This window comes from Pseudonocardia wallangbongensis, from assembly GCF_054486945.1.
This window is the reverse complement of record NZ_JBRERS010000013.1, coordinates 145,948-170,653: the sequence shown is the minus strand read 5'-3', so window position 1 is coordinate 170,653 and position 24,706 is coordinate 145,948. Positions and strand designations below refer to the sequence as shown.

Below are 24,706 nucleotides of genomic sequence, written 5' to 3'. Positions count from 1 at the left end.
GACGACTCATCATGGCGGTAGGTGCAGCGCTGCTCCTCGCGGCGGGCTGCGGATCCGGCGGCGGGGACGCCGCCGCAGGCGGCGACCAGGCCGCGGAGGCAGCGACGGTCGCGCTGTTCCTCCCCGAGTCGAAGACCACCCGCTACGAGCAGTTCGACAAGCCGGTCTTCGAGGCGAAGCTCGAGGAGCTGTGCCCCGACTGCGGGTTCCTCTACTTCAACGCCGACCAGGACGCCGCCAAGCAGCAGAGCCAGGTGGAGTCGGCGCTCACCCAGGGCGCCGACGTGCTCGTCCTCGACGCGGTCGACGCCGACGCCGTCGCGCCGCTGGTGAACCAGGCCAAGCAGAAGCGCATCCCGGTGATCGCCTACGACCGGCGGATCTCCGGCATCGGCTACGAGTACTTCGTGTCCTTCGACAACGTCAAGGTCGGCGAGGTGCAGGGCCAGGCACTGCTCGACGAGCTGACGAAGCGGGGCACGGCGGCCACCGGCCAGATCGTGATGATCAACGGCTCGCCCACCGACCCGAGCTCGGCCGACTACAAGAAGGGCGCGCACAACGCGCTCGACGGCAAGGTCACGATCGGCCGCGAGTTCGACACCCCCGACTGGAGCCCCGACAAGGCCCAGGAGCAGATGGAGCAGGCGATCACCACGCTCGGCCGGGACTCGATCGTCGGCGTCTACTCCGCCAACGACGGCATGGCCACCGGGGCGATCGCCGCGCTCAAGCGCGCCGGCTACGCCACGCTCCCCGCGCTGACCGGCCAGGACGCCGAGCTCGCCGCCGTGCAGCGGATCCTGACCGGCGAGCAGACCATGACGATCTACCTGAACATCAAGGAGCAGGCCGAGAACGCGGCCCAGGCCGCCGTGGCGCTGGCGAAGGGCGAGACGCCGCCCACGAACGCCACCGTGAACAACGGCACGGCCGACATCCCGAGCACGCTCCTCGACCCGATCGCCGTCACCAAGGACAACATCGACGACACGATCGTCGCGGACGGCTTCTACACCATGTCCGACATCTGCACCCCGGACCTCGCCACGGCGTGCACGGAGGCGGGGCTCTCGTGACCCCGGTGCTCTCCGTCCGGGGCGCCACCAAGCGCTACGGCGCCGTGCAGGCGCTCGCCGGCGCCGACCTCGACGTCCACGCGGGCGAGGTGGTCGCGCTGGTCGGCGACAACGGCGCCGGCAAGTCCACGCTGGTGAAGGTGGTCTCGGGGGCGATCACCGCCGACAGCGGCACCATCGCGTTCGACGGCGAGCGGGTGCGGATCACCCGCCCGCAGGACGCGCAGGCGCTGGGCATCACCACCGTGTTCCAGGACCTCGCGCTCTGCGAGAACCTCGACGTGGTCGCGAACCTGCACCTCGGCTCGGAGGTCCGCAGCTACAGCGTGCTCGGCGAGATCCGGATGGAGCGCGCCGCGCGCGACCTGCTCCGCTCGCTCGACGTGAAGATCACGGACGTGCGCACGCCGGTCGCGTCGCTGTCCGGCGGGCAGCGCCAGTCGGTGGCGATCGCGCGTGCCCTGCTCGGCGACCCGAAGATGGTCATCCTCGACGAGCCGACGGCGGCGCTCGGCGTCGAGCAGACCGCGCAGGTGCTGGGTCTGATCAAGCGGCTGCGCGAGCGCGGGCTCGCCGTGCTCCTGATCTCGCACAACCTCGTCGACGTCCGCGAGGTGAGCGACCGGATCGCCGTGCTGCGCCTCGGGCGGGGCGCCGGCACGTTCGAGACGGCGACGACCACGCAGGAGGAGGTCGTCGCCGCGATCACCGGCGCCGACTCGTACGGGATCGCGTCGTGACCGGGGTGGCCGTGGACGTGTCCGCTCCCCGCGCCCCCGGCCGCGGCGCGCTCGACGCGGCCCGCGACCGCCTGCGCCGCGGCGACCTCGGGTCGATCCCGGTCGCGGTCGGGCTGGTCCTCATCGCGATCGTGTTCTCCTCGCTCAACCAGCACTTCCTCTCCGCGGAGAACCTCACCAACCTCGCGCTGCAGATGGCCGCGACCGGCACTATCTCGCTCGGGATCGTGCTCGTGCTGCTCCTCGGCGAGATCGACCTCTCGGTCGGGTCGGTCAGCGGCCTCTCCGCCGTCGTCATGACGGTGCTGTACACGCAGCAGGGCTGGAACGCCGTGCTCGCGCTGCTCGGCGGGCTGGTCACGGGCGCGGTGATCGGCCTGCTGCACGGCCTGATGCGCACGAAGCTGTCGATGCCGTCGTTCGTGGTCACGCTGGCCGGGCTGATCGGCTGGCTCGGGCTGATGCTGTACCTGCTCGGCTCCGAAGGCACGATCAACCTGCCGTTCGACCGCGGCATCGCGTTGCTGTCCGACACGTGGATGCCGCCGTGGCTCGGCTGGGCGCTGGTCGTGCTGCTGGCCGGGGCGCACCTCGCGTCGTCGCTGGTCACGCGGCGGATGCGGGTGGCGGTAGAGCTCGCCGTGCCGAGCACGGCGTGGGTGCTGGTCCGCTCCGGCGGGCTCGCGGTGCTCCTCGCGGCCGCGGTCATCCTGCTGAACGCCGACCGCGGGGTCCCGCTCACACTGGTGATCTTCGGCGGGCTGGTGGTGGTGCTCGACCTCGCCCTCCGTCGCACGGTGTGGGGCAGGCGGATGTACGCGGTCGGCGGAAACGCCGAGGCGTCGCGGCGGGCCGGCATCGACGTCACCCGGGTGCGGATCCTGGCCTTCGTCGGCGCGTCGACGCTCGCCGCGGTCGGCGGCGTTCTGGCCGCGTCCCGCCTCGCCGCGGTCAACCAGACCTCGGGCGGCAGCGACATCCTGCTCAACGCGATCGCCGCCGCCGTGATCGGCGGCACCAGCCTGTTCGGCGGCCGCGGCCGGGCCTACGCGGCACTGCTCGGCATCCTGGTGATCCAGTCGATCACCAACGGGATGCTGCTGCTCAACGTCGACTCGTCGGTGCGGTTCATGGTCACGGGCGCGGTGCTCGCGATCGCGGTGGCGATCGACTCCCTGGCGCGGCGGGGCGCCACACCGTGACGGACGGCTACGTCCTCGCCGTCGACTTCGGGGGCACGAAGGCCGGTCTGGCCGCCTTCGACGCGACGGGCACCGTGCTGGCGAGCGAGCGGCTCCCGATCCACGCCGAACGGGGCGCCGAGCAGGCGGTCGCCCGCACGATCGAGGCGGCCCGCTCGCTGGTCGCCGGCGCCGGCGGGCGCGCGCTGCTCGGCTCCGGCGTCGCCAGCCCCGGCATCGTGCGGCGCGACCGGGTGCTCCTCGCGCCGAACGTGCCGGGCTGGTCGCGGCTGCGGTTGCAGGACACGTTCGAGGACGCGCTCGGGGTGCCCGCGACGTGCGCCACCGACGTCAAGGCCGCCGCGCTGGCCGAGGCGCGCTGGGGGCACCTGCACGGCGTCCACACCGGTCTGCACCTGAACCTGGGCACCGGGATCGCGCTCGGCGTCGTCGTCGAGGGCGCCGTGCTGACCGGCGCACACGGTGCCGGCGGCGAGATCGGCTACAACCTGCTCGTCCCCGGCGACCGCTCCGGCGCGCACGACGGGCACGCCCCCCTGGAGGAACGCGTCGGCGGCGTGGCGATCGGCGCCCGCGGCCGCGACGTCGGCGGCAGTGGTGACGCGGCCTCGGTGTTCGCGCTGGCCCGCACCGAGCCCGCGGCGCGCGCCCTCCTCGAGGAGTCGCTCGACGAGCTCGCCCTGCACGTGGCCAACGCCGCGATCCTCGTCGACCCGGCGCGGATCACCGTCGGCGGCGGGATGGTGGAGTCGGCCGACGTCGTGCTGCCCGCGCTGCGGGCCGCGCTCGACCGCGCCGCGCCGTTCCCGCCGGAACTGCTGCCCGCCCGGTTCGCGCAGAACGGGCCGCTGGTGGGCGCCGCGGCGCTGGCCTGGGACGCCGTCACGGCCTCCTGACGAGCCGCCCGTCCTCGACGGTGAGGACCCGGTCGGCGACCCGGTCGACCAGCACGTGGTCGTGGCTGATCAGCAGCACCGTCGTGCCGTGGGCGCGCCGCAGCCCGTCGATCGCGTCGAGCAGCCCGTCGCGGTGGGTGGCGTCGAGGGCGGAGGTGACCTCGTCGCAGATCAGGACGGCCGGCCGGGCCGCGAGCGCCCGCGCGACGGCGGCCCGCTGCAGCTGCCCGCCCGAGAGCGTGCCCGGCCGGCGGGCGGCGACCGCGGCGTCCACCCCCAGCCGGTCGAGCAGCTCCGCGGCCCGGGCCGACGCCCGGCCGGCGGGCTCGCCCCGCAGGAGCACGGCCGGGCGCGCGACCTGGTCGAGGACGGGCCGGTGGGGACGGAACGTCGCGCGCGGGTCCTGGTGCACGTACTGCACGGCGCCGCGCTGCGCCGCGCTGCGCCGGCCGATCCCGGCGGGCAGCGGCTCGCCGTCGACGCGCACGCTGCCGCGCACGTCGCCGTGCAGGAGGCCGGCGACGAGCCGCCCGAACGTCGTCTTGCCCGCCCCGGACGGCCCGACCACGGCGACCAGCTCGCCCACCGCCGCGTCGACGTCCACGCCGCGGAGCACGGGCCGCCCGGCCGCGTCGTCGACAGCGGCCCCGCGGACCTGCAGCCGGGGGCGGCCCGGCGGGCCGGCACGCCCGCCGGACGCCGCCGGATCGGCGCGGCCGAGGATCTCCGCCACGGTGCCACGGCGGACGACCTGCCCCTCGTCGAGCACCACCGCACTCCCGCCGAGCGCACGGGCGACGGCGTGGTCGTGCGTGAGCAGCACGACGGCGGTGCCGCCCGCGCACAGCGCCGCCAGCCCGTCGACGAGCTCGGCGGACGTGCCGGGATCGAGGCCGGTCGTCGGCTCGTCGAGGACGAGGACCGCGGGGTTCGTCACGAGGGTCTGCGCGAGCGCGGCGCGCTGCTGCTGGCCACCGGAGAGCTGGTGGGGGAAGCGGCGCAGCAGGCGAGGGTCGAACCGGGCGGCGGCGCACGCCTCGCCGACGGCCGCGCGGCGGTCGCGGTGCACGAGCCCGGCCAGCTCGCCCAGTACCCGCCCCACCCGGCGGACCGGGTCCAGCACGGCGCCGGGGTGCTGCGGCAGGTACCCGATCCGGCCCGCTCGGGCGCGGCGCCGGGCCAGGTCGGCGAGGCCCAGGAGCTCGGTGCCCCCGAGCCGGACGCGGCCGCCCAGCCGCAGCCCCGGGGCCGCCTCCCCCAGCAGCGCGAGGCCCAACGTGGACTTGCCCGCCCCCGAGTCGCCGAGCACGGCGAGCACCTCGCCCGGCTCGACGGCCAGGTCGATCCCGTGCAGCAGCCTCCGCTCCCCCGCGTCGGCGTGCAGCGCCGTGACCTGCAGCAGCGTCATCGGCGACGCTCCAGCAGCTCGTCGACCAGCAGGTTCGTGCCCGCGCACAGGGCGACCAGCAGCCCGGCGGGCAGGAGGACGACGGCCGGGCGCAGGAACAGTGCCGTCATGTTCTGGTCGACGACGACGGCCCAGTCGACCACCGACCGGTCGAGGCCGACGCCGAGGAAGTTCGCCGAGGACAGCAGCCCGACGATGCCGGTGACGCGGGTCGTCGCGTCCACGAGCACCGGGGGCAGCACCCGCCGCCCCGTCTCGACCAGCCGCACCCGCCACCACGGCTCACCGATCATCGTCATGGTCTCCAGCACCGCCAGGCACGCGGGCGCCGTCGCCGCGGCCCGCACCAGCCGCACCACGTACGGCAGCTGGACCAGCGCCACCGCGACGACGAGCCACCCGGTGCCGGTGCGCCCCGACGCGGCGAGCACCATCAGCACCAGCAGCGACGGCAACGCGAGCACGACGTCGAGCAGCCCGATCGCGACGCTCTCGACGTGCCGGCCACCGGCGGCGACCAGCAGCCCGACCGGTACCGCGACGGTGTAGGCGAGCACCAGCGCGGCCAGGGTCATGAGCACGACGGTGGTGCCGCCGTACAGGAGGAGGGCGAGCAGGTCGCGGCCGAGGACGTCGGTGCCCAGGACGTGCCCGGCGCCGGCGGGCCGGAGGGGAGTGCCACCCGGGGCGGTGTCGAGCCCGAGCACCGCGGCCAGGAGCGGGCCTGCGGTGGCCGCGACCACCGGCACCAGCAGCAGCACCCGGCCGGTGACGCGCAGCGCCCGCGCCGTGTCGAGGGCTCTCACCACACAGCCATCTACAGCCGCACCGCCTGCGGGACCAGCCGCGCGGACCCGAGGTCGGCCACCAGGTTGATCCCGACCGTCGTCACCGCGAAGAGCAGCGCGTAGGTCTGGACGACCGGGAGGTCCCGGGTCTGCACGGCCGCGACGAACCCCGACCCGATCCCCGGCAGCGCGAAGAGCGCCTCCACGACCAGCACGCCGCCGAGCAACCCGTCGACGGTGCGCGCGAGCTGCTGCAGCGACGGCACCACGCTGCCGGGGAGCACGTGCCGGAGCAGCACGTCGCGCTCCCCCAGCCCGAGCCGGCGCAGGTGCGCGACGTGCTCGGCGGCGTCGGCCTCCACGACGCCGATGCGGATCTGCCGGGCCAGCCGCCCGAGCTGGTTGGACACGAGCACCGCGACGGGCAGCACCAGCATCGGCGCCGTCAACCCGGAGAACCCGACGACGCCCGCGGCGGTGGCCGGCAACCACCCCAGCTGCAGCGCGAACAGCGCGACGAGCAGCAGCCCGAGCGCGAAGTCCGGCACGGCCTGCGCGACCGTCGTCGCGGCCGTGATCAGCCGGTCGGCCGGCGAGCCGGGGTGCCGGCCGCAGTAGAGGCCGAGCCCGACGGCTGCCGGGACGAGCACGAGCACCGCCGCCACGGCGAGCACGACGGTGAGCCGGAGCCGGGCGCCGGTGTCCTGCAGCACGGGCAGGCCCGTCGCGAGCGACGTGCCGAGGTCGCCGTGCAGCAGCCCACCGATCCAGTCGGCGAACCGTTCCACGGGTGGGCGGTCGAGGCCCAGCTGCTCACGCAGCACAGCGATCTGCTCCGGCGTGGCGAGCGGGCCGAGGACGACCTCGGCCGTGTCGCCCGGCAGGAAGGTGGTCAGGGCGAACACCGCCACCGAGACGGCGGCCAGCTGCAGCACCGCCAGCACCACACGCGCGACGACGCGCCCGGTGGTCATCCCAGGGAGGCCCGGCTGAAGTTCGCCCAGTCGTAGGTGTTCGGGCGGAACCCCGCCAGCCCGCGCACGTCGGCGTGCGCACCGACGATCCAGTCGCTGACACCCCAGATCGGCGCCGCCACGTCGTCGTGGACGAGGGTCAGCGCCCGCCCGATCGCGGCCGCGCGGGTGCCCTCGTCCGGGCTGGCGAGCGCCTCGGCGTAGAGGCGGTCGATCTCGGGGTTCACGTACCTGCTGAAGCCCGCGTCGACCACGGACGACAGCAGGGTCGTGGCGACCCAGTTCGGGATCGGCAGCGTCCCGGTGCGGCTGAAGTGGAACGTGGCCGACCTGCGCACCTCGGCGAAGTACGTCTCCGGCGGCACGTCCCTGACCTGCACGGTCAGCCCGATCTCCCCCAGCTGCGCGACGACGAGCTGGGTGGCCGCCTGCCACGACGGGTCGGTGACGCCGGTCGCGAGCTCGACGGTGCGCACGCCGGACCCGGCGACCAGCGCGCGGGCCCGGTCCACGTCGCGCCGCCGCTGCGGGACGTCCGCCGGGTAGTACTGCAGGCCGGTGCCGAACATGTCGTTGCCGGGGCTGCCGCGCCCCAGCAGGGCGACCCGCGCCAGCGCGTCGCGGTCGAGGCCGAGCACCAGCGCCTCCCGCAGGCGCGGGTCGGAGAACGGGGGCCGGTCGTGCTTGACGTACAGGAACTGGAATGCCGCGCCGGAGGCGCTGAGCACCTGCGCGCGCGAGTCGGACTCCAGCTGCTGCGCGCTCGTGGCGCGCAGGTCGTGGGCGTACTCGATCTGGCCGGACAGCAGCGCGCCGAGGCGCGCGCTCTCGTCGTTGATCGGCAGGAACTCCAGCTCCTCCAGCGGCGGCGCGCCGTCCCAGTGGGCGTCGTTGCGCCGGTAGAGCGCGGGCCCGCCGGGGGTGAACGACACGAACCGGAACGGCCCCGACCCGACAGGCGCGGTGAAGTCGGTGGTGCCCTCGGGCACGATCTCGCTGCCGTAGGAGCCGAGCGCCACCGGGAACAGCTGGTTCGGCGCGCCCAGCACGACCTCCAGCTCGCGGTCGGAGACCGCCCGGCTGGCCGCGAAGTCGATGCCGGAGAACAGGGCAGCCGCGCTCGCCGTCGTCCCCGGGTCGGCGACCCGCCGGTAGGTGTAGAGGACGTCCGCGGCCCGGACCGGGCGGCCGTCGTGGAAGCTCGCCTCCCTCAGCCGGATCCGCCAGCGGGTGCCGGTGGCGTCGGGCTCCCACGACTCCGCCAGCCGCGGCGTGACCGACATGTCCTGCTCCCAGCGGCCCAGCGTGTCGAAGCAGGCCTTGGCCCGCGCCTGGTCCATGAACTGCGGGAGCCGGTGCGGGTCCAGCGTCTCCTGCGACCCGCCCGCGACGAACGCCGCACGCAGCCGCCCACCCGCGCCGCCCGTCCCGCCGCCGGAGCAGGCGGCGAGCGCCGCGAGGGCGCTCGCACCGGCCGCACCGGCCAGGAGGCGGCGGCGGGAGACGGGCATGGGGGGACCTCCGGGACGGGCGGGGAGCGGCGAGGATCGTATAGCTCTCACATTTGAACAATCTCTCATGTGTTGCCCGGGTCACCGGCCGCTCAGCCGAGAGTCGCCCGGTCGAACCGCGCCCAGGCCGCCGTGTTCGGGCGGGCCGCCTCGACGCCGCCGACGTCGGCGGAGATGCCGGCGTTGGCGTTGCTCGCGGCCCACACGAGGTTGCCGGACTCGGCGCGCAGCAGCTCCTGCACCCGGTCGAGCTCGGCGGCCCGCACCGACTCGTCCCGCGTGGCGATCGCGGCGGCGTAGCCGGCGTCGACCTCCGCGCTGCGGTAGCCCGTGTAGTTGCGGCTCGTGGCCGACGAGACGATCCGCCGCCCGACGTAGTCCGGGATCGGGAACGGCCCGGTGCTGTAGTGCGAGAACACCCCGTTCTTGCGGATCTCCGCGAAGTACGTCTCCGGCGCCAGCATCCGCGGCGTGGCCCGTAGCCCGATCTCCGCCAGCTGCGGCGCGACCAGGTTCGCGGCCGCCTCGAAGTTCGGGTCGACGCTGCTGGTCTGCAGCTCGACCCGCAACCCGGTGGCGCCCGCATCGGCGACGAGGGCACGCGCCCGCTCGACGTCCCGGGCGACCTGCGGGATCGCGGCGTCGTAGTAGCGCAGGCCCCGCCCGAACACGTCGTTGCCGACCTGGCCCATGCCCAGCAGCGCGACCCGCACCAGCTCCTCGCGATCCAGGCCGAGCCGCACCGCCTCACGCAGTCGAGGGTCGGCGAACGGCGGCCGGTCCACGCGCAGCGCGAGGAACTGGGTCGTCGCCCCCTCGGCCGACAGCAGCCGAACCCGGGAGTCGGACACCAGCTGCTGTGCGCTCGTGGCACGCAGGTCGTCGGCGTACTGGACCTGACCGGACAGCAGCGCTCCCAACCGCGCCTGCTCGTCGTTCACCGGCACGAACTCCAGCTCGCCGATCTGCGGCCGGCCGTCCCGGTACGCATCGTTCGGCGCGTACAGCGCCGGGCCGCCGGGCGTGAACGACACGAACCGGAACGGCCCGCTCCCGATCGGGTGCGCGAAATCGCTCGTGCCCTGCGGGACGATCTCGGCCCCGGGCGCTCCCCACGACAGGGGGAACACGAAGTTCGGGCTGCCCAGCACGATCTCCAGCTCGGTGTCGGACACCGCGCGGCTGGCGGCGAAGTCGACCCCGCTGAACAGCGCGGCAGCCAACGCGGACGTGGCGGGATCCGCGATCCGCCGGAAGCTGTAGAGCACGTCCGCGGCGGTCACCGGGCGGCCGTCGTGGAAGCGGGCCGCCCGCAGCCGGATCCGCCACCGGGTACCGGAGTCGTCGACCTCCCAGGACTCGGCCAGCCGGGGCTCGGCCGTCATGTCCTGCGACCAGCCGGCGAGGGTGTCGAAGCACGCCTTCGCCCGCGCCTGGTCCACGAACAGCGGCAACACGTGCGGATCGAGGTTCTCCCGCGCCCCACCCGCCGCGAACGCCACCCGAAGCCGCTCCCCACTTCGGGCCGCACCGCCGCACGCCGCGAGCGGCAGTGCGACGGAGGCGGCGGCCAGTGCCCCGCCGAGGAACGAGCGACGGGAAAACGGCACGGCCACCGGCCTCCTCACAACGGATCACCTGAACAACTGCTCATGTATCAGACCATGGACGACCGGTGTCAGGCACCACGCGCCGCACGGGCGGCGGTCACGAGGTTGCCCAGGGCGGCCACGGCCTCGGCCTCGCCGCGGGTCTTGAGCCCGCAGTCGGGGTTGATCCACAGCCGGGAGGGCTCGACCCACTTCAGCGCCGCGAGGATCAGAATGCGGACCTCGGTGGTGTCGGGCACCTGCGGGGAGTGCACGTCGTACATGCCGGGCCCGAGGGCGCGCGGCACGCCGGGCCCCAGCTCGGCGAGCACCTCCATCTTCGACCGGGCCGCCTCCACCGTGGTGACGTCGGCGTCCAACGCGTCGATCGCCGCGATGACGTCGCCGAACTCCGAGTAGCACAGGTGCGTGTGGATCTGCGTCGAGTCGGCGACCCCGCCGATGGCCAGGCGGAACGCGTCCACCGCCCAGCCCTGGTAGGCGGGCCGGTCGGCGACACGCAGGGGCAGCAGCTCCCGCAGCGCGGGTTCGTCGACCTGCACGATCCGCAGGCCGGCAGCCTCCAGTTCACGCACCTCGTCGCGCAGGGCCAGCCCGACCTGGCGCGCAGTCTCGCCGAGCGGCTGGTCGATGCGCACGAACGACCACGCCAGGATCGTCACCGGCCCGGTCAGCATGCCCTTCACCGGCCGGTCCGTGAGCGACTGCGCGTACGTCGACCAGCCGACGGTGATCGGCCCGGGCCGGGACACGTCGCCGTGCAGGATCGGCGGGCGCACGCAGCGGCTGCCGTAGGACTGCACCCAGCCCAGCTCCGTGGTGGCGAACCCGTCGAGGTGCTCGGCGAAGTACTGCACCATGTCGTTGCGCTCGGGCTCGCCGTGCACGATGACGTCGAGCCCGATCTCCTCCTGCAGGTGCACCACGCGCTCGATCTCCGCGCGCATCCGCCTGGTGTACTCGGCGTCGTCGAGCTTCCCCGCACGATGCGCCGCGCGGTCGGCCCGGATCGACGCCGTCTGCGGGAACGAGCCGATCGTCGTGGTGGGCAGCTGGGGCAGCCGCAGGTGCCGCTGCTGGGCCGCCCGGCGCTCCCCCGCGGTTCCGCGACGGTAGTGGTCGGGGCCGAGCGCGTCGAGCCGGGCGCGGACGCGGTCATCGCGAGCGGCCGGACCGGTGGCGGTTCCTGCGGCGAGCTCGCCGGCGACGGCATCGCGCCCGTCGTGCAGAGCGCGCGAGAGCAGGACCACCTCGGCCACCTTCTGCCGGGCGAACGCGAGGCGCCCGCGCAGCTCCGGGGCGAGCCCGGGCTCCGCGTCGAGGTCGTAGGGCACGTGCAGCAGCGAGCACGAGGTCGAGATCTCCACCAGCCCGGCGGACCCCAGCAGCGTCGCGGCGCGGCCGAGCGCGGAGTCGAGGTCGGTGCGCCACACGTTGCGCCCGTCGACGACCCCCGCGAGCACCGCCTTGTCGCGCAGCCCCGGCAGGGCCGCTCCGGCATCCGCCGTCCCGCTGACGAGGTCGAGCGCGATCGCCTCCACCGGGCTGTCGGCGAGCACCGGCAACGCCGGTCCGAGATGCCCGAAGTACCCGGCGACGAGCAGCGCGGGCCGTTCTGCCAGACCACCCAACCGCGTGTACGCCCGGCGCAGCGCGTCCAGCTCGGCCGGGGTGCGGTCGGCGACGAACGCGGGCTCGTCCAGCTGCACCCACCCCGCACCCGCCGTGGCCAGGTCGCCCAGCAGCTCGGCGTAGACGTCGAGCAGCGGCTCCAGCAGATCGAGCGGCGCGAACCCGGCGGGCGCCCCAGGCGCCGGCTTGGCGAGCAGCAGGAACGTGACCGGGCCGACCAGCACCGGGCGGGTCCGCACACCGTGGGCGAGAGCCTCGGTGAACTCGTCGAACGGCTTGCGGTCGGTGAGCGCGAACCGCGCGTCGGGCCCCAGCTCGGGTACCAGATAGTGGTAGTTCGTGTCGAAGAACTTCGTCAGCTCCAGCGCGGGCACGCCGTCCCGGCCGCGGGCCATCGCGAACATCTCGTCCAGCGGGTCGAGCCCGAGCGCGGTGAACCGTTCCGGCACCGCGCCGACGACCCGGGCCGCGTCGAGCACCTGGTCGTAGAACGAGAACGTGTTCGACGGCACCGAGCCCAGGCCCGCGTCCGCGAGCTCGGTCCAGGTGTCGCGCCGCAGGCAGGCGGCGACGTCATGGAGCGCGGCGGCGTCCGTCGCACCGGACCAGTAGCGCTCGACGGCACGCTTGAGCTCCCGGCGCGGGCCGATGCGCGGGTAGCCGAGGACGGTGGGTCCCAGGGTGGGGATCTGTGACGTGGGGATCTCTGGCACTGCTCTCTCCTCGCGAGCGGTTCCGAGGACCCGCGACCGGAGGGCAGGCGACAGAGACCGGGGCACGCCCGGTTCCGCCGGTCCCACCCACGAGGCCGCGGATCCGCGCACGCCAACGGCGTGCGCGCCGGCGGCAGGTCTTCGGACTCGCGGGCGCGCACTGCCACATCCCTGTGGCCGGTGCACCTACTGGCCATCGCTTCCCGGGCCGTGTGACCCAGTGCTTCTGATGACGGTCGTTCCCACTCACCGCTGCGGGGCAGTCCCGGATTCCCACCGGGTTCCCTCTTGCCTCGTCCCGGGCCACGATCGGCACCCGGGACGAACCGCCGACGATCGGCACCCTACCCCGCGGGTGGACCTGGTCCGCGTCAGACAGCGCTGTCGAGTCCGCGCTCCTTGAGCCGCTCACGCGTGTTGGGGTTCACCGACGGCCGGAACGGGACCTCGACCACCTCCGCGCCGACCGGGCTGCCGGGCACGTGCGCGTACTGGACGGGCAGGTCGACGGCCAGCGGGGTGCCCACCGCCGAGAGTTCGACCGGCACGTACCCGAGCGCGATGTTCGTGCCGAGCTCGGGTGACCACCACGGCGAGGTCAGGTACCCGACCGGATCGCCGCCGGCCCGCCGCCGGACGAGCCAGAAGTCGGGCGCGTAGTCGTCGATGGGGCGGCCGCCGACCCGCAAGCCGACCAGCACCATCCGGAACGGTGGGGTGCCCGCCTCGACCTGCGCTCGGGCGCGCTCGAGTGCCGCCTTGCCGATGTAGTCGGCCTCCTTCGCCCGCGGCACCTGGTAGCCGAGGTTCACCTGGAACGGCAGCGTCTCGGCGTCCATGTCCTGACCCCAGGACAGGATCCCGGCAGCCACCCGCCGGTGGTGGGCCGGGGCGATGACCTGGAGGTTGTGCCGGCGCCCGGCGTCCAGCACGGCGTTCCACATCTCCTCGGCGTGGAGGCTGGCGTCACGGAGGTAGATCTCGTAGCCCTTCTCGCCGGTGAAGCCGGTCTGCGAGATGACCACCGGTAGCCCGGCGACGGTGGCCTCCATCAGCCCGTACGACGGCAGGTCCGCGAGGTCGGGGCCGACGAGGTCGACCATCAGGTCGACCGACCGCGGGCCCTGGATCTGGACCGGCGCGACGTCGATCTCGGCGATCCGCACGTCGAACGGCTGCCCGATCTTGACGCCCTGCAGCCAGAGCAGCAGGTCCGAGTCGGAGATGCTGAACCAGAACTCGTCCTCCGCGATCCGCAACAGCACCGGGTCGTTCAGGATCCCGCCGTACTCGTTGCAGAGGATCACGTACCGCGCACGCATCACGGGAATCTTCGCGGCGTCCCGCGTGATCACGAAGTTGACGAACGCCTCGGCGTCCGGGCCTTTCACGCGGATCTGGCGCTCGACCGCGACGTTCCACAGCGTGACGTGGTTGACGAGCGCCTCGTACTCGGCCATCGCGCCGCCGTCCTCCGGGCGGACGTAGCCGCGGGGGTGGTAGACGCGGTTGTACACCTCGGCCCGCCAGCACCCGGCGGCCGCCGAGAGGTGCCAGTACGGGGACTTGCGGATCCGCGTGGAGATCAACATCTCGACGGGGGTGGACCCGCTCTGCCGGAGGTTGATCGGGACGAGGCGGTCGGACTGGTCGACCGAAGGCTGGTTGTGGTGGGACGGGGCGGTAACGGCACCGTTCGTCATCTTCGTCTCCAAGATCTGCCGGATCAGATGATCAACGACCGCGGGCACCGGAAGAGCGAGCACGGAAAGATTCCGTACCGGATTCCTTTATCTCGCAGCGTGCGAGAACGGTACGACTCATTTCTAGATCGGTCAATGAGTTCCACGATGTGCAACTCGACAATTCGGCAGAATTGGAAGAGCACGCGCGACACGCCACGACATGTGGGGGTTCAACGTCGTCCGTGCCACAACATGTAGGGTCAGCGCCGCTGATGGTTCCGCTCCGCCAGCCAGGCGGAGGGAGGCGAGAGGGAACCCGGTGGAAATCCGGGACTGCCCCGCAGCGGTGAGCGGGAACGACCGCCGTCAGAAGCACTGGGTGTCACACCACCTGGGAAGCGACGGCCAGTAGGAGCGCCGGCCACGAGGTTGTGGCGGTGCACGCCCACGAGTCCGAAGACCTGCCATCGGCGAAGCCCGGTCCCCCGAGCTCGCGAGGAGAGAGCTGTGACCCCACCTGCCATCACCCCACCTGCCGTCATCACCGCCCCACCCACCCGCGTCGAGCGGCTCGTCGACGAGGCCGTGGCCGGCATCGCCGACGTCGACGCCGCCACGGTGCTGGCGGAGACCCGCCGCACGATCTACGACGGCATCACCGCGGACGAGCTCGCCCTCGCCCCGGTCATGGCCGCACGCTCCCTCGTCGAGTCGGAGCCGAACTACTCCGCCGTCGCGGCACGGTTGCTCCTCGACGGCCTGCGGACCGAAGCCCTGAGCCACCTGGCCGGGGCCCACCGGCAGGCGAGCCAGGACGAGATGGCCGCGATCTACCCCCGGTACGTCCGCGACTACCTGCGGCGGGCCGTTGCGCTGGAGCTGGCCGACCCGGCCCTGCTGACGTTCGACCTGGAACGGCTGACGGTGGCGCTGCGCCCGGAGCGCGACCTCGACTTCACGTTCCTCGGCCTGCAGACCCTCTACGACCGCTACTTCCTGCACGAGCAGGGCGTGCGCTTCGAGCTGCCCCAGGCGTTCTTCCTGCGGGTGGCCATGGGGTTGGCCCTGCGCGAGGACGACCGCGAGGGCCGCGCGATCGAGTTCTACGAGCTGCTGTCCTCTCATCGGTTCATGGCCTCCACGCCCACGCTGTTCAACTCCGGCACCACCCGGCCGCAGCTGTCGTCGTGCTTCCTCACCACCGTCGCCGACGACCTGGACTCGATCTTCCAGGGCTACCGGAACAACGCCCTGCTCGCGAAGTACTCCGGCGGGCTGGGCAACGACTGGACCCCGGTGCGCGGCCTCGGCGCCCACATCAAGGGCACCAACGGGCGCTCCCAGGGCGTCGTGCCGTTCCTCAAGATCGCCGGCGACACCGCGGTGGCCGTGAACCAGGGCGGCAAGCGCAAGGGCGCCGCCTGCGCGTACCTGGAGACCTGGCACGTCGACGTCGAGGAGTTCCTCGACCTGCGCAAGAACACCGGCGACGACCGCCGCCGCACCCACGACATGAACACCGCGAACTGGGTGCCCGACGAGTTCCTCCGCCGCGTCGAGGCGGGCGCGCAGTGGACCCTGTTCTCCCCAGACGAGACCCCCGACCTGCACGACCTCCACAGCACCGCGTTCGCCACCCGCTACCGCGAGTACGAGGCCGCGGCCGACCGCGGTGAGATCCGGGTGTTCCGGCGCGTCTCCGCGGTCGCGCTGTGGCGACGCATGCTGACGATGCTGTTCGAGACCGGCCACCCGTGGATCACGTTCAAGGACCCGTGCAACCTGCGCTCCCCGCAGCAGCACGTGGGCGTCGTGCACTCGTCGAACCTGTGCACGGAGATCACGCTCAACACGAAAGCCGGTGAGGACGGTGAGGTCGCCGTGTGCAACCTCGGCTCGGTCAACCTCGCCGCGCACACCGGCCCCGACGGGCTCGACACCGCGAAGCTGGAACGGACCGTGCGGACCGCCGTGCGGATGCTCGACAACGTGATCGACGTCAACTTCTACACGATCCCGCAGGCCGGCCGGTCCAACCTGCGCCACCGCCCGATCGGCCTCGGTCTCATGGGCTTCCAGGACGCGCTGTTCGCCCAGGGCATCCCGTTCGCGAGCGACGCCGCCGTCGAGTTCGCCGACCGCAGCATGGAGAACCTCAGCTACCACGCCATCGCCGCCTCGTCCGACCTCGCCGCCGAGCGCGGCCGGTACGGGAGCTACGACGGCTCGCTGTGGAGCCGCGGCATCCTGCCGATCGACTCGCTCGCGCTGCTGGCCGCCGCCCGCGACGGCGACGGCCTCGACGTCGACGCCTCGGTCACGCTCGACTGGGACGCCCTGCGGGACCGGGTGCGCGCGCAGGGGATGCGCAACTCCAACGTCATGGCCGTCGCGCCGACCGCGACGATCTCCAACATCTGCGGGGTCGGGCAGTCGATCGAGCCGCAGTTCCGGAACCTGTTCGTGAAGTCGAACATGTCCGGCGAGTTCACCGTGATCAACCAGTACCTGGTGGCCGACCTCAAGGCGCGCGGGCTGTGGGACCCGGCGATGGTGGCCGACCTGAAGCTCTTCGACGGCAGCCTCGGCCCGATCGACCGGGTGCCCGCCGACCTGAAGGCGCGCTACGCCACCGCCTTCGAGATCGAGCCGCACTGGCTGGTCGAGGCCGCGTCCCGGCGGCAGAAGTGGATCGACCAGGCCCAGTCGCTCAACCTCTACGTCGCCGCCCCGAGCGGCCGGGCACTCGACGAGCTCTACCGCCTGGCCTGGCACAAGGGCCTCAAGACCACCTACTACCTGCGGGCGCAGTCGGCCACGCACGTGGAGAAGTCCACCCTGCGCGGCACGGACGGCAAGCTCAACGCGGTCTCCGCCGCCCCGATCGAGACTGCGGCGTGCAGCGTCGACGACGCGGACTGCGAGGCCTGCCAGTGACCACCGGGTTGGAGACGATCGACCGCGGCGCCGCCCCGGTCGACGCCGACGCGAAGCGGATGATCAACGCCCGGGCGGACGTCAACCAGCTCCTCCCGCTCAAGTACCGCTGGGCGTGGGACCGCTACCTCGCGGCGTGCAGCAACCACTGGATGCCCACCGAGGTCGGGATGCAGGCCGACATCGCGCTCTGGCGCTCCCGCGACGGCCTCACCGCCGACGAGCGGCTGATGGTGCAGCGCAACCTCGGGTTCTTCGCCACGGCCGAGTCGCTGGTGGCCAACAACATCGTGCTGGCCGTCTACCGGCACCTCACCAACCCCGAGTGCCGCCAGTACCTGCTGCGGCAGGCCTTCGAGGAGGCCGTGCACACCCACACGTTCCAGTACATCTGCGAGAGCCTCGGCCTCGACGAGGGCGAGCTGTTCAACATGTACCGCGAGGTGCCCTCGATCACCGACAAGGACGCGTGGGCCCTGCGGTACACCGAGAGCCTCTCCGACCCCGGCTTCACCACCGGCACGCCCGGGGCCGACCGGGCGTTCCTGCGTGATCTCGTCGCGTTCTACGTGGTGTTCGAGGGCATGTGGTTCTACACCGGGTTCGCGCAGATCCTGTCGCTGGGGCGCCGGAACAAGCTGGTGGGCGTCGCCGAGCAGTACCAGTACATCCTGCGCGACGAGTCGATCCACCTGAACTTCGGCATCGACTGCATCAACCAGATCAAGCTCGAGAACCCGCACCTGTGGACGGACGGGTTCGCCGACGAGATCCGGGGCATGCTCGGAGAGGCCTGCGAGCTGGAGATCGCCTACGCCCGCGACACCATGCCCCGCGGCATGCTCGGCCTCACCGCGGACGCCTGCGCGCAGTACCTGCGGTTCATCACCGACCGCCGCGCCCGGCAGATCGGGCTCGAACCGCTGCACGGCGAGCCCGACAACCCGTTCCCGTGGATCTCGGAGGCCATGGACCTGAAGAAGGAGAAGAACTTCTTCGAGACCCGGGTGATCGACTACCGGTCGGGCGGAACGCTCGCCTGGGACTGACGGCAGCATCGCCGGCGCGGCGGCGCCAACAGCACGTCCTCAGGGGACGAGGATGACCTTCCCGGTGACGTGCCCGCCCTCCACCAGCGCGAGGGCGGCCGCCGCGTCGGACAGCGGCCGGACCTCCGTGACGTGCGGGTCCAGGTCACCGGCCTGCACCAGCCGCGCCAGCTCGGTGAGCACCGCCGTGCTCCGGTCCCGCTCGAGGGAGAAGCCTCCGAGCTCGATCGCCAGTGGCCGGTCCGCGATCGACGTCAGCCGCGAGGCGTCCGGGAGCAGCCCGGCGACGGTCCGCAGGGCGTCGCCACCGACCATGTCGAGGATCGCGTCCACCCCGTCCGGGGCCGCCGCGCGCACCCGCTCGACGACACCGTCACCGTAGGCCACGGGAACCCCGCCGAGCTTCGCCACCAGATCGTGCTTGGCCGGGCTCGCCACCCCGATCACCCGCAGCCCGCGCGCGCTGGCCAACTGCACGGCCGGGATCCCCACCCCGCCGCCGGCGCCGTTGGCCAGGAACGTCGCTCCCGCGGGCAGGCCGAGCCGGTTCAGCGCGTCGAACGCGGTACCCGCCGCCACCGGCAGCGCCGCCGCATCCTCCGGGCTCACCCCGTCCGGCCGGTGCGCCGCGAACGACGCCGTGACCACCGCCTGCTCGGCCCAGCCGCCGACCATCCCCGGACAGCCGCCGAACACCTCGTCACCGACCGCGAAACCGGACACTCCGGGGCCCACGGCGACGACCGTGCCGGCGACCTCCCTGCCCAGGACCGCGGGCCCGCTGGTGCCGTAGGAGCCGTCCCGGACCCGCCAGTCCCCCGGGTTCACCCCGGCCGCCCGCACCCGCACCAGCAGCTCGTCGGTGCCCGGCTCCGGGACGGGGACATCCAGGAACGCCTGCTTCTCCGGACCGCCTACCTCAGTGAATCCATATGCGCGCACGGGATCAACTTACGACTCGAGGTACGACTTCAGGTCGGAGCGGTCGGCGTCCTTCTCGTCGGTGATGGCGTAGAAGACCATCCCGGCGTCGGAGACGTCGCCGTTGCCCACCAGGTCGAGCCGGGAGTACAGCCATTCCAGGTTGTCGTCGCCGCTGTCCTGCAGGAAGTCCCAGAAGTCCATCTCGGTGGGGCCGAGCCCGGAGTTCTGGTCGGGGATGTCCACCTTCTCGCAGCCCAGGTCGAGCAGGTCGTCGTAGTCGTGACCGCCGTGCTCCTCCTTGCCGTGGGTCTGGTTGAAGCTGTCCTCGCCGTGGGTGATGCACTCCACGTGCTTGCGGGCTTCCGAGTCGGCGGCGTCCAGCGCCATCCAGACGGTCTCGATGGGTCCGGCGAGCACGATCGAGAGCTGGTCGTCGTCGGTGGAGGCGTTGATCTCCTTCACCAGGTTCTGGGTGCCGGCGTCCAGCTGGTCCTTGTCGGTGTCGTCGAAGAACCGGGACATGTCGAACCCGAAGCGTTCGCCGCCCTCCTTGGCGCTCTCCGTCATGTTCTTGACGTGGTCGGCGTCGGAGTCCCAGATGTGGTTGTTGTAGTCGAAGTGCACCAGGTTGGCCTGGAGGTTCTTGTGCGCGAGGAGCGCCAGCGCCATGGGCGTGGACGCCCAGTCGTCGTTGTCGTGCTGGTTGCCGTCCGCCGAGATGGCGATGCGCCCGACCTCGGCGTCGAACTTGCTTCCCCCGCCGTCCTGGCCGTCCGCCGAGCCGCCGCCCGTGCCCTCGGCACAGTCGTCGGGCTGGCCCGGCTTGTAGATGCCGCAGCCGTCCGCCGTGCCGGGGATCTCGGTGCCGCACGCCGCGAGCAGGGCGGTCGCCGCGAGCACGGCAAGCACGGCCGCGAGCCGACGCGACCGGTGACGGCAGACCGCCATCGTGCCTCCGATCTTCTGGGTGCCTCTTCCGGGCGCACGATCTTCAGCGCGCTGGGGACCGACCGTGGCACAGCCACCCTGTGAGCGCGCTGAGGTTGTGACCGGGGTGAGAGCGGCTACCGCCGCGCGTACACGCGCACCCAGTCGACCTCCAGGCGGACCTCGGCCGGCGTGGTCTCGTCCGGCGCGAGGATCCACTCCTCGTAGGGGCCCATGTCGAGCTGGATCGTCAGGTGCATCGGGCTCGTCGGGATCACGTTGCGGTCGGTGGTCTCGAACTGCTTGACCCCGTCGACGTACCAGGTGATGCGGTCGGGCAGCCAGTCCATGGCGAACGTGTGCCACTGGCTGAAGTCGCCGCTCACCTTGCTGCCCGCGAGCTTGTTCTGAGCCGAGTAGTGGATCACGAAATGGGCCTGCGCCCGGTCCTCCCGGGGCACCTCCATCATGTCCAGCTCGCCGTCGGCCGCCTTGTCCAGGGAGTCCGGCCACAGCAGGATGGCCGAACCCCGGCCGCGCCCCTTGTCGGTCCGGGCCCGGAACTCCCAACGCCCGTACCGCTGGCTGCGCTCGTGGTTCATGCCGCCCGAGACGTTGCCGCGGGCGGTGATGCGCAGCTTGCCGTCCGCCGCTGTGATCGCCTGGGGACGGCGGTAGCCGTTGCCGAACCCGCCCACCGAGTTGTAGCGGTTCCAGACGGCGGGATCGAGCCGCGGATCGGTGAAGTCGTCGCTGAACACCAGCCGCCACTCGTCCCCGGCGCGGCTCTCGGACGAGTGCGCCATGTTCGACAATGGCGTGGGGACGTCGGTCGGCGGGGGCGACGGCACGGGCAGCGCCTCGAACAGGTCCGGCTCGTGCAGCGCGGCGGTCCCGCCCCCGCACCCGGCCACCAGGACGACGACGGCACCGAGCAGCGCTGTCCACACGCGCCGCGGGACCCGGGACATCCTGCCTCCTCGCGTGCCGGCCGGAGGGGGAGCCGCGGGGAGCGCCGGCCCGCGAGGCGACCCTAACAAATCGGACTAAACGGGTGATACCGGCCGCTGTCCTGTTCAGAGCCAGCCGCTGTCCCGCGCGATCTGCACCGCCTCCGTGCGGCTGCCGGCCCCGAGCTTCTGCATGGCCGACGAGAGGTAGTTGCGCACGGTGCCGGGCGAGAGGTGGACCCGGCGGGCGATGTCCGCGGCCGTCCCCGCCGCGTCGACGGAACGGAGCACCTCGAGCTCGCGGTCGGTCAAAGGGCAGTCCTCGGCCATGAGCGCGGTCATGGCCAGGTCGGGGTCGACGTAGCGGCCGCCGCGGTGCACCCGCCGGATGACGTCGGCGAGCACCGTGGCAGGTGCGCTCTTCGTGACGAACCCGGCAGCGCCCGCGGCGAGCGCACGCCGCAGCACACCGGGCCGGGCGTGCCGGGTCAGCACGATGCAACGCGTGCCGGACTCGTTCGCCGACACCCACTGCGCCACCTCGGCGCCGTCGCGCCCCGGCATCTCCACGTCCAGCACCGCGACGTCGGGCCGGTGCTGCCCGATGATCGCGATCGCCTCGTCGCCGGTGCCCGCCTCGCCGACCACGACGAGGTCGGACTCCAGCCCGAGCAGGGCGCCGACCGCGCCCCGGGTCAGGGACTCGTCGTCGGCCAGCACGAGGCGGATCCGCTCGCCGTTCATCGCGCCGCCCCGCGCAGCAGAGCGTCGAGGCGGAAGGTGCCGCCCGGTCCCGGGCCGGCGTCCAGCCGCCCGGAATGCTCGCTCAGGTATCGCTCGAGCGCGATCAACCCGGTGCCGGACCCGGCGGCGTTCCCCGGGCCCACCCCATCGTTCTCGACCCGGAGGCGGGCGTCCCCATCCGCCACGTCGATCTCGATCGTGCACCTCCGCGGTTCGGCGTGCCGCAGCACGTTGGTCATCGCCTCCCGCAGGACGCGCCCGAGCACGTTGCGGGCCGCCGGACCGACCGTGTCCGGGCTGCCGTGCAGGGAGAGCTCGACGCCGGCGGAGTCGAGCACGGCACGGGCCCCCGCGAGCTCGGTGACCAGGTCGGTGTCGCGGGTCTCCCGCGCCAGGGAGCGGACCTCACTGAGCGACTCGCGGGCGACGCGCTGGACGTCCTCCATCTCGGCGCGGGCCCGGTCGGGGTCTGCGGTCTGCAGGCGGGTGGCGAGCTCGGCCTTGAAGGCGACGACCTCCAACGCGTGCCCGAGGATGTCGTGCAGGTCGTCGGCGAGCCGCAGCCGCTCCCGGGCCGCGGCGAGCTCGGCGGCCGTCCGGCGGGCCTCGTCGAGGTCGGTGACGGCCTTGAGCCACCACAGGCGCTCGACGTCGACGACCCACATGACCGCGATGTAGAACGCCGCGATGATCGTGCCGATCCACGGCGAGACCTCCGGGGGCAGCTCCGCGTAGACGGGCAGGCTCACCCGGTACCCCGCGACGATGACGACGGCCGTGGCGGCAACCACCCAGACCGCCGTCGCGCGCGCTCGCATCCCGGCCACGACGTCGCCCAGCAGCACCCCGCCGACCAGCGCCCACACGAACCCGGAGAAGCCGCTCGCGAGGCCGGCCAGTGTGATCGCCAGCCCGACGGCGCTCGCCGCCACGACGAACCACGGCCGGGCGCGGCGCCCCGGCGACGTGACGTGCTCGCGGATCCGCCACAGGTGCAGGCCGAGCGCCGCGAGGTACAGCACCAGGAGCGTGGCGCTGAAACCCACGTAGGGCCAACCGCCCCACGTGATGGACGCCGGCACCAGCAGCAGCCACCCCACCGTGATCAGCAGGCCGATCCGGCCGAACCGGCGCGCCGCGCGGACCTTGCGCTCCTCGGCTCCCTGCAGCGGCGAGACGTCCACGGCGGCCAACGTAACCGACCGGCAACGCCCGCACCTGCGCTGATGACAGCTGTCATCGGCATCGCTGCGGTCTGTCAGCCCGAGCGATGATCAGCGCGACTACTGGCGACGCCCCGCCGGCCGCAACAGTGGATCCATGACGCAGACGACCCGTTGGCCGGCCCCGCCCGATACGCCGCCCGACCAGGTCCCTGCCGTCACGGTGCGCGACCTGCGCGTCCGGTACGGCGGCTTCGAGGCCGTCCGCGGCATCGACATCGACGTGCGGCGCGGGGAGATCTTCGCCCTGCTCGGCACGAACGGTGCGGGCAAGACCACCACGCTGGAGGTGCTCGGGGGCTTCGGCCCCCGCAGCAGCGGAACGGTCTCGGTGCTCGGCCTCGACCCGGCGACCCAGCGCGCGGAACTGCGCGCACGCATGGGCGTCCAGCTCCAGGAAGGCGGCTTCGTCGAGGAGCTGACCATGCACGAGACGCTGCAGCTGTGGCAGCGGCTCGTCGACCGGCCGGACCGGCCGGAACGGCTGCTCGACCGGTTCGAGCTGCGGGGCCGGCGCGACGTGCCCGTCGGGAAGCTGTCGGGCGGCGAGAAGCGGCGGCTCGACCTGGCTCTGGCGGTGTGGGGGTCGCCAGACCTGGTCGTCCTCGACGAGCCGACGACCGGCCTCGACCCGGAGTCCCGACGCCGCGCCTGGGACGCCATCCAGGAGCTGCAGGAAGCCGGTCGCACCGTCGTGCTCACCACGCACCACCTCGAGGAGGCCGAGGCGCTCGCCGACCGGGTGGCGATCATGCACGAGGGGCGGATCGTGGCGGGAACGCTCGCGGAGATCGTCGGCGCCCGGCCCGCCGGGTTCACCGCCACGGTGCCCGCGGGCGTCGGCCGCACAGGGGTGCGGCGGGCCGACGTCCGCGCCGCCCCGGCCTCGCTGGCCGACATCTACCACGCCGTTCGCACCGAGGTGGGGAACGCGCCATGACCGCCGCGGGGGAGACCCGGCCGAGCCGGGTGCTCGCGCTGGTCGCCACCGAGCTGAAGCTGATCTTGCGCAACCGGAGGGCGGCCGTGTCGGCGATCGTGGTGCCGCTCGGCATCGGCCTGTTCTGGGCCTTCACCTTCGACACGGGCGGAGATTCGACCCGCCTGTCCATCGTGGTGGCCCTGCAGCTTGCCGTCGTCCTCGGCATGACGGTCTACGTGACTGCCACCCAGACGCTGGTGGCCCGACGGCAGTCCGGGGTGCTCAAGCGCATGCGCACCACCGGCCTGGGAGATGCGGAGCTGCTCGTCGCGACGACGGCGCCGAGCGCAGCGCTCGGGATCGTGCAGCTCGCGGTGTTCGCCGTCATCGACGCGGTGAACGGAACATCGCCGCCGAGCGACCCGGTGCCGCTCGTACCGGCGGTGTTCGGTGGGCTCGCGCTCGCCGTCGCCGCGTCGTTCGCGACGGCGGGCGTCACCTCCACGCCGGAGCGGGCCCAGGTCACGACGATGCCGATCGTGTTCGTGATGCTCGGCGGGGCGGTCGTGTTGACGGCGATCCCGCTGGACAGCCGGCTGCAGGCGCTCGTGCTGCTCCCCGGGGCCGCGGTCGGGCAGTTGGTGCAGCTCGCGATGACCGGGGCCACGTGGGCGCCCGGAGCGGCCGGGCTGCCCGCGGTGGTGCCGGCGCTGCTCGCGCTGGCCTTGTGGACCACGGTGTTCGCCGTGCTCGCGAAGCGCACGGTCCGGTGGGGCCCGCAGCACTGATCCG

The 24,706-nt window shown here is 73.0% G+C and carries 20 protein-coding genes and 2 riboswitches; of the genes, 8 read left to right on the top strand and 12 right to left on the bottom strand.

Going from position 1 to position 24,706, the window contains the following annotated elements; translation table 11 throughout:
* The first annotated feature begins 11 nt into the window (after nt 1-11).
* From ACU436_RS34740 to ACU436_RS34725, 4 genes are read left to right on the top strand one after another with little or no spacing between them, the layout of a single operon-like run.
* A complete protein-coding gene (locus ACU436_RS34740) occupies nt 12-1,079 on the top strand; it encodes a sugar ABC transporter substrate-binding protein (RefSeq protein ID WP_459031307.1) in 1,068 nt (355 codons plus the stop codon).
* A complete protein-coding gene (locus ACU436_RS34735; protein WP_459031306.1) occupies nt 1,076-1,819 on the top strand; it encodes an ATP-binding cassette domain-containing protein in 744 nt (247 codons plus the stop codon). The genes ACU436_RS34740 and ACU436_RS34735 overlap by 4 nt, the downstream gene beginning before the upstream one ends.
* The gene (locus ACU436_RS34730; RefSeq protein WP_459031305.1) at nt 1,816-3,021 is read left to right on the top strand and encodes a sugar ABC transporter permease; all 1,206 of its coding nucleotides are present in this window, start codon (nt 1,816-1,818) and stop codon (nt 3,019-3,021) included. Before ACU436_RS34735 ends, ACU436_RS34730 begins: the two co-directional genes overlap by 4 nt.
* Nucleotides 3,018-3,917 carry an ROK family protein gene (locus ACU436_RS34725; protein ID WP_459031304.1) on the top strand — a complete coding sequence of 300 codons (900 nt, stop codon included), beginning with the start codon at nt 3,018-3,020 and terminating at the stop codon, nt 3,915-3,917. The genes ACU436_RS34730 and ACU436_RS34725 overlap by 4 nt, the downstream gene beginning before the upstream one ends.
* Here ACU436_RS34725 and ACU436_RS34720 read toward each other — a convergent pair.
* The 7 genes from ACU436_RS34720 to ACU436_RS34690 form a co-directional block, all read right to left on the bottom strand.
* The gene (locus ACU436_RS34720) at nt 3,904-5,325 is read right to left on the bottom strand and encodes an ABC transporter ATP-binding protein (protein ID WP_459031303.1); all 1,422 of its coding nucleotides are present in this window, start codon (nt 5,323-5,325) and stop codon (nt 3,904-3,906) included. The two genes, ACU436_RS34725 and ACU436_RS34720, sit on opposite strands and share 14 nt — an antisense overlap.
* Nucleotides 5,322-6,131: an ABC transporter permease gene (locus ACU436_RS34715; protein WP_459031302.1), complete on the bottom strand. Its 810-nt coding sequence runs from the start codon at nt 6,129-6,131 to the stop codon at nt 5,322-5,324. Before ACU436_RS34715 ends, ACU436_RS34720 begins: the two co-directional genes overlap by 4 nt.
* An 11-nt stretch (nt 6,132-6,142) precedes the next feature.
* Entirely contained in the window at nt 6,143-7,087 is a 945-nt protein-coding gene (locus tag ACU436_RS34710; RefSeq protein ID WP_459031301.1) for an ABC transporter permease, read from the bottom strand.
* Nucleotides 7,084-8,598 (bottom strand): ABC transporter substrate-binding protein, encoded by a 1,515-nt coding sequence (locus ACU436_RS34705; RefSeq protein ID WP_459031300.1) that lies wholly within the window; start codon nt 8,596-8,598, stop codon nt 7,084-7,086. The genes ACU436_RS34710 and ACU436_RS34705 overlap by 4 nt, the downstream gene beginning before the upstream one ends.
* A gap of 92 nt (nt 8,599-8,690) precedes the next feature.
* A complete protein-coding gene (locus tag ACU436_RS34700) occupies nt 8,691-10,208 on the bottom strand; it encodes an ABC transporter substrate-binding protein (RefSeq protein WP_459031299.1) in 1,518 nt (505 codons plus the stop codon).
* Between the two features lie 68 nt (nt 10,209-10,276).
* A complete protein-coding gene (metE, locus tag ACU436_RS34695) occupies nt 10,277-12,553 on the bottom strand; it encodes a 5-methyltetrahydropteroyltriglutamate--homocysteine S-methyltransferase (protein WP_459031298.1) in 2,277 nt (758 codons plus the stop codon).
* A gap of 115 nt (nt 12,554-12,668) precedes the next feature.
* A riboswitch (cobalamin riboswitch) is annotated at nt 12,669-12,899 on the bottom strand.
* Between the two features lie 25 nt (nt 12,900-12,924).
* Nucleotides 12,925-14,256, bottom strand: coding sequence for an aminomethyltransferase family protein (locus ACU436_RS34690; RefSeq protein ID WP_459031297.1), 1,332 nt, complete (start codon nt 14,254-14,256; stop codon nt 12,925-12,927).
* 238 nt (nt 14,257-14,494) lie between these two features.
* Nucleotides 14,495-14,721: riboswitch (cobalamin riboswitch) on the top strand.
* 24 nt (nt 14,722-14,745) lie between these two features.
* Between ACU436_RS34690 and ACU436_RS34685 the strand changes: the two genes are divergently transcribed.
* Together ACU436_RS34685 and ACU436_RS34680 are read left to right on the top strand one after the other, a co-directional pair.
* Nucleotides 14,746-17,175: a ribonucleoside-diphosphate reductase subunit alpha gene (locus ACU436_RS34685; RefSeq protein WP_459031296.1), complete on the top strand. Its 2,430-nt coding sequence runs from the start codon at nt 14,746-14,748 to the stop codon at nt 17,173-17,175.
* Nucleotides 17,166-18,224, top strand: a complete 1,059-nt coding sequence (locus tag ACU436_RS34680) for a ribonucleotide-diphosphate reductase subunit beta (RefSeq protein WP_459031373.1) — start codon at nt 17,166-17,168, stop codon at nt 18,222-18,224. The genes ACU436_RS34685 and ACU436_RS34680 overlap by 10 nt, the downstream gene beginning before the upstream one ends.
* A gap of 39 nt (nt 18,225-18,263) precedes the next feature.
* Here the strand turns inward: ACU436_RS34680 and ACU436_RS34675 are convergent, their stop codons facing one another.
* From ACU436_RS34675 to ACU436_RS34655, 5 genes are all read right to left on the bottom strand, one after another.
* Nucleotides 18,264-19,166, bottom strand: coding sequence for an NADP-dependent oxidoreductase (locus tag ACU436_RS34675; protein WP_459031295.1), 903 nt, complete (start codon nt 19,164-19,166; stop codon nt 18,264-18,266).
* Nucleotides 19,167-19,175: 9 nt separating this feature from the next.
* Nucleotides 19,176-20,096 (bottom strand): hypothetical protein, encoded by a 921-nt coding sequence (locus ACU436_RS34670; RefSeq protein WP_459031294.1) that lies wholly within the window; start codon nt 20,094-20,096, stop codon nt 19,176-19,178.
* A gap of 116 nt (nt 20,097-20,212) precedes the next feature.
* Entirely contained in the window at nt 20,213-21,046 is an 834-nt protein-coding gene (locus ACU436_RS34665; protein ID WP_459031293.1) for a glycoside hydrolase family 16 protein, read from the bottom strand.
* A 105-nt stretch (nt 21,047-21,151) separates the two neighbouring features.
* Complete coding sequence (locus tag ACU436_RS34660; RefSeq protein WP_459031292.1) at nt 21,152-21,769, bottom strand: response regulator transcription factor; 618 nt, start codon at nt 21,767-21,769, stop codon at nt 21,152-21,154.
* A complete protein-coding gene (locus ACU436_RS34655) occupies nt 21,766-22,953 on the bottom strand; it encodes a sensor histidine kinase (RefSeq protein WP_459031290.1) in 1,188 nt (395 codons plus the stop codon). Before ACU436_RS34655 ends, ACU436_RS34660 begins: the two co-directional genes overlap by 4 nt.
* A 136-nt stretch (nt 22,954-23,089) precedes the next feature.
* On the opposite strand from ACU436_RS34655, the gene ACU436_RS34650 reads away from it, so the two are divergent.
* Both ACU436_RS34650 and ACU436_RS34645 read left to right on the top strand, forming a co-directional pair.
* Complete coding sequence (locus tag ACU436_RS34650) at nt 23,090-23,932, top strand: ABC transporter ATP-binding protein (protein WP_459031289.1); 843 nt, start codon at nt 23,090-23,092, stop codon at nt 23,930-23,932.
* The gene (locus ACU436_RS34645; RefSeq protein WP_459031288.1) at nt 23,929-24,702 is read left to right on the top strand and encodes an ABC transporter permease; all 774 of its coding nucleotides are present in this window, start codon (nt 23,929-23,931) and stop codon (nt 24,700-24,702) included. The genes ACU436_RS34650 and ACU436_RS34645 overlap by 4 nt, the downstream gene beginning before the upstream one ends.
* Nucleotides 24,703-24,706: the final 4 nt, after the last annotated feature.

Bases quoted from the DNA above. Each gene is read 5' to 3' on its own strand.
- ACU436_RS34710 (WP_459031301.1), bottom strand. From the start codon at position 7,087: ATGACCACCGGGCGCGTCGTCGCGCGTGTGGTGCTGGCGGTGCTGCAG.
- ACU436_RS34690 (WP_459031297.1), bottom strand. From the start codon at position 14,256: ATGACGAACGGTGCCGTTACCGCCCCGTCCCACCACAACCAGCCTTCG.
- ACU436_RS34670 (WP_459031294.1), bottom strand. From the start codon at position 20,096: ATGGCGGTCTGCCGTCACCGGTCGCGTCGGCTCGCGGCCGTGCTTGCC.
- ACU436_RS34740 (WP_459031307.1), top strand. From the start codon at position 12: ATGGCGGTAGGTGCAGCGCTGCTCCTCGCGGCGGGCTGCGGATCCGGC.
- ACU436_RS34645 (WP_459031288.1), top strand. From the start codon at position 23,929: ATGACCGCCGCGGGGGAGACCCGGCCGAGCCGGGTGCTCGCGCTGGTC.
- ACU436_RS34720 (WP_459031303.1), bottom strand. From the start codon at position 5,325: ATGACGCTGCTGCAGGTCACGGCGCTGCACGCCGACGCGGGGGAGCGG.
- ACU436_RS34660 (WP_459031292.1), bottom strand. From the start codon at position 21,769: ATGAACGGCGAGCGGATCCGCCTCGTGCTGGCCGACGACGAGTCCCTG.
- ACU436_RS34665 (WP_459031293.1), bottom strand. From the start codon at position 21,046: ATGTCCCGGGTCCCGCGGCGCGTGTGGACAGCGCTGCTCGGTGCCGTC.
- ACU436_RS34705 (WP_459031300.1), bottom strand. From the start codon at position 8,598: ATGCCCGTCTCCCGCCGCCGCCTCCTGGCCGGTGCGGCCGGTGCGAGC.
- ACU436_RS34650 (WP_459031289.1), top strand. From the start codon at position 23,090: ATGACGCAGACGACCCGTTGGCCGGCCCCGCCCGATACGCCGCCCGAC.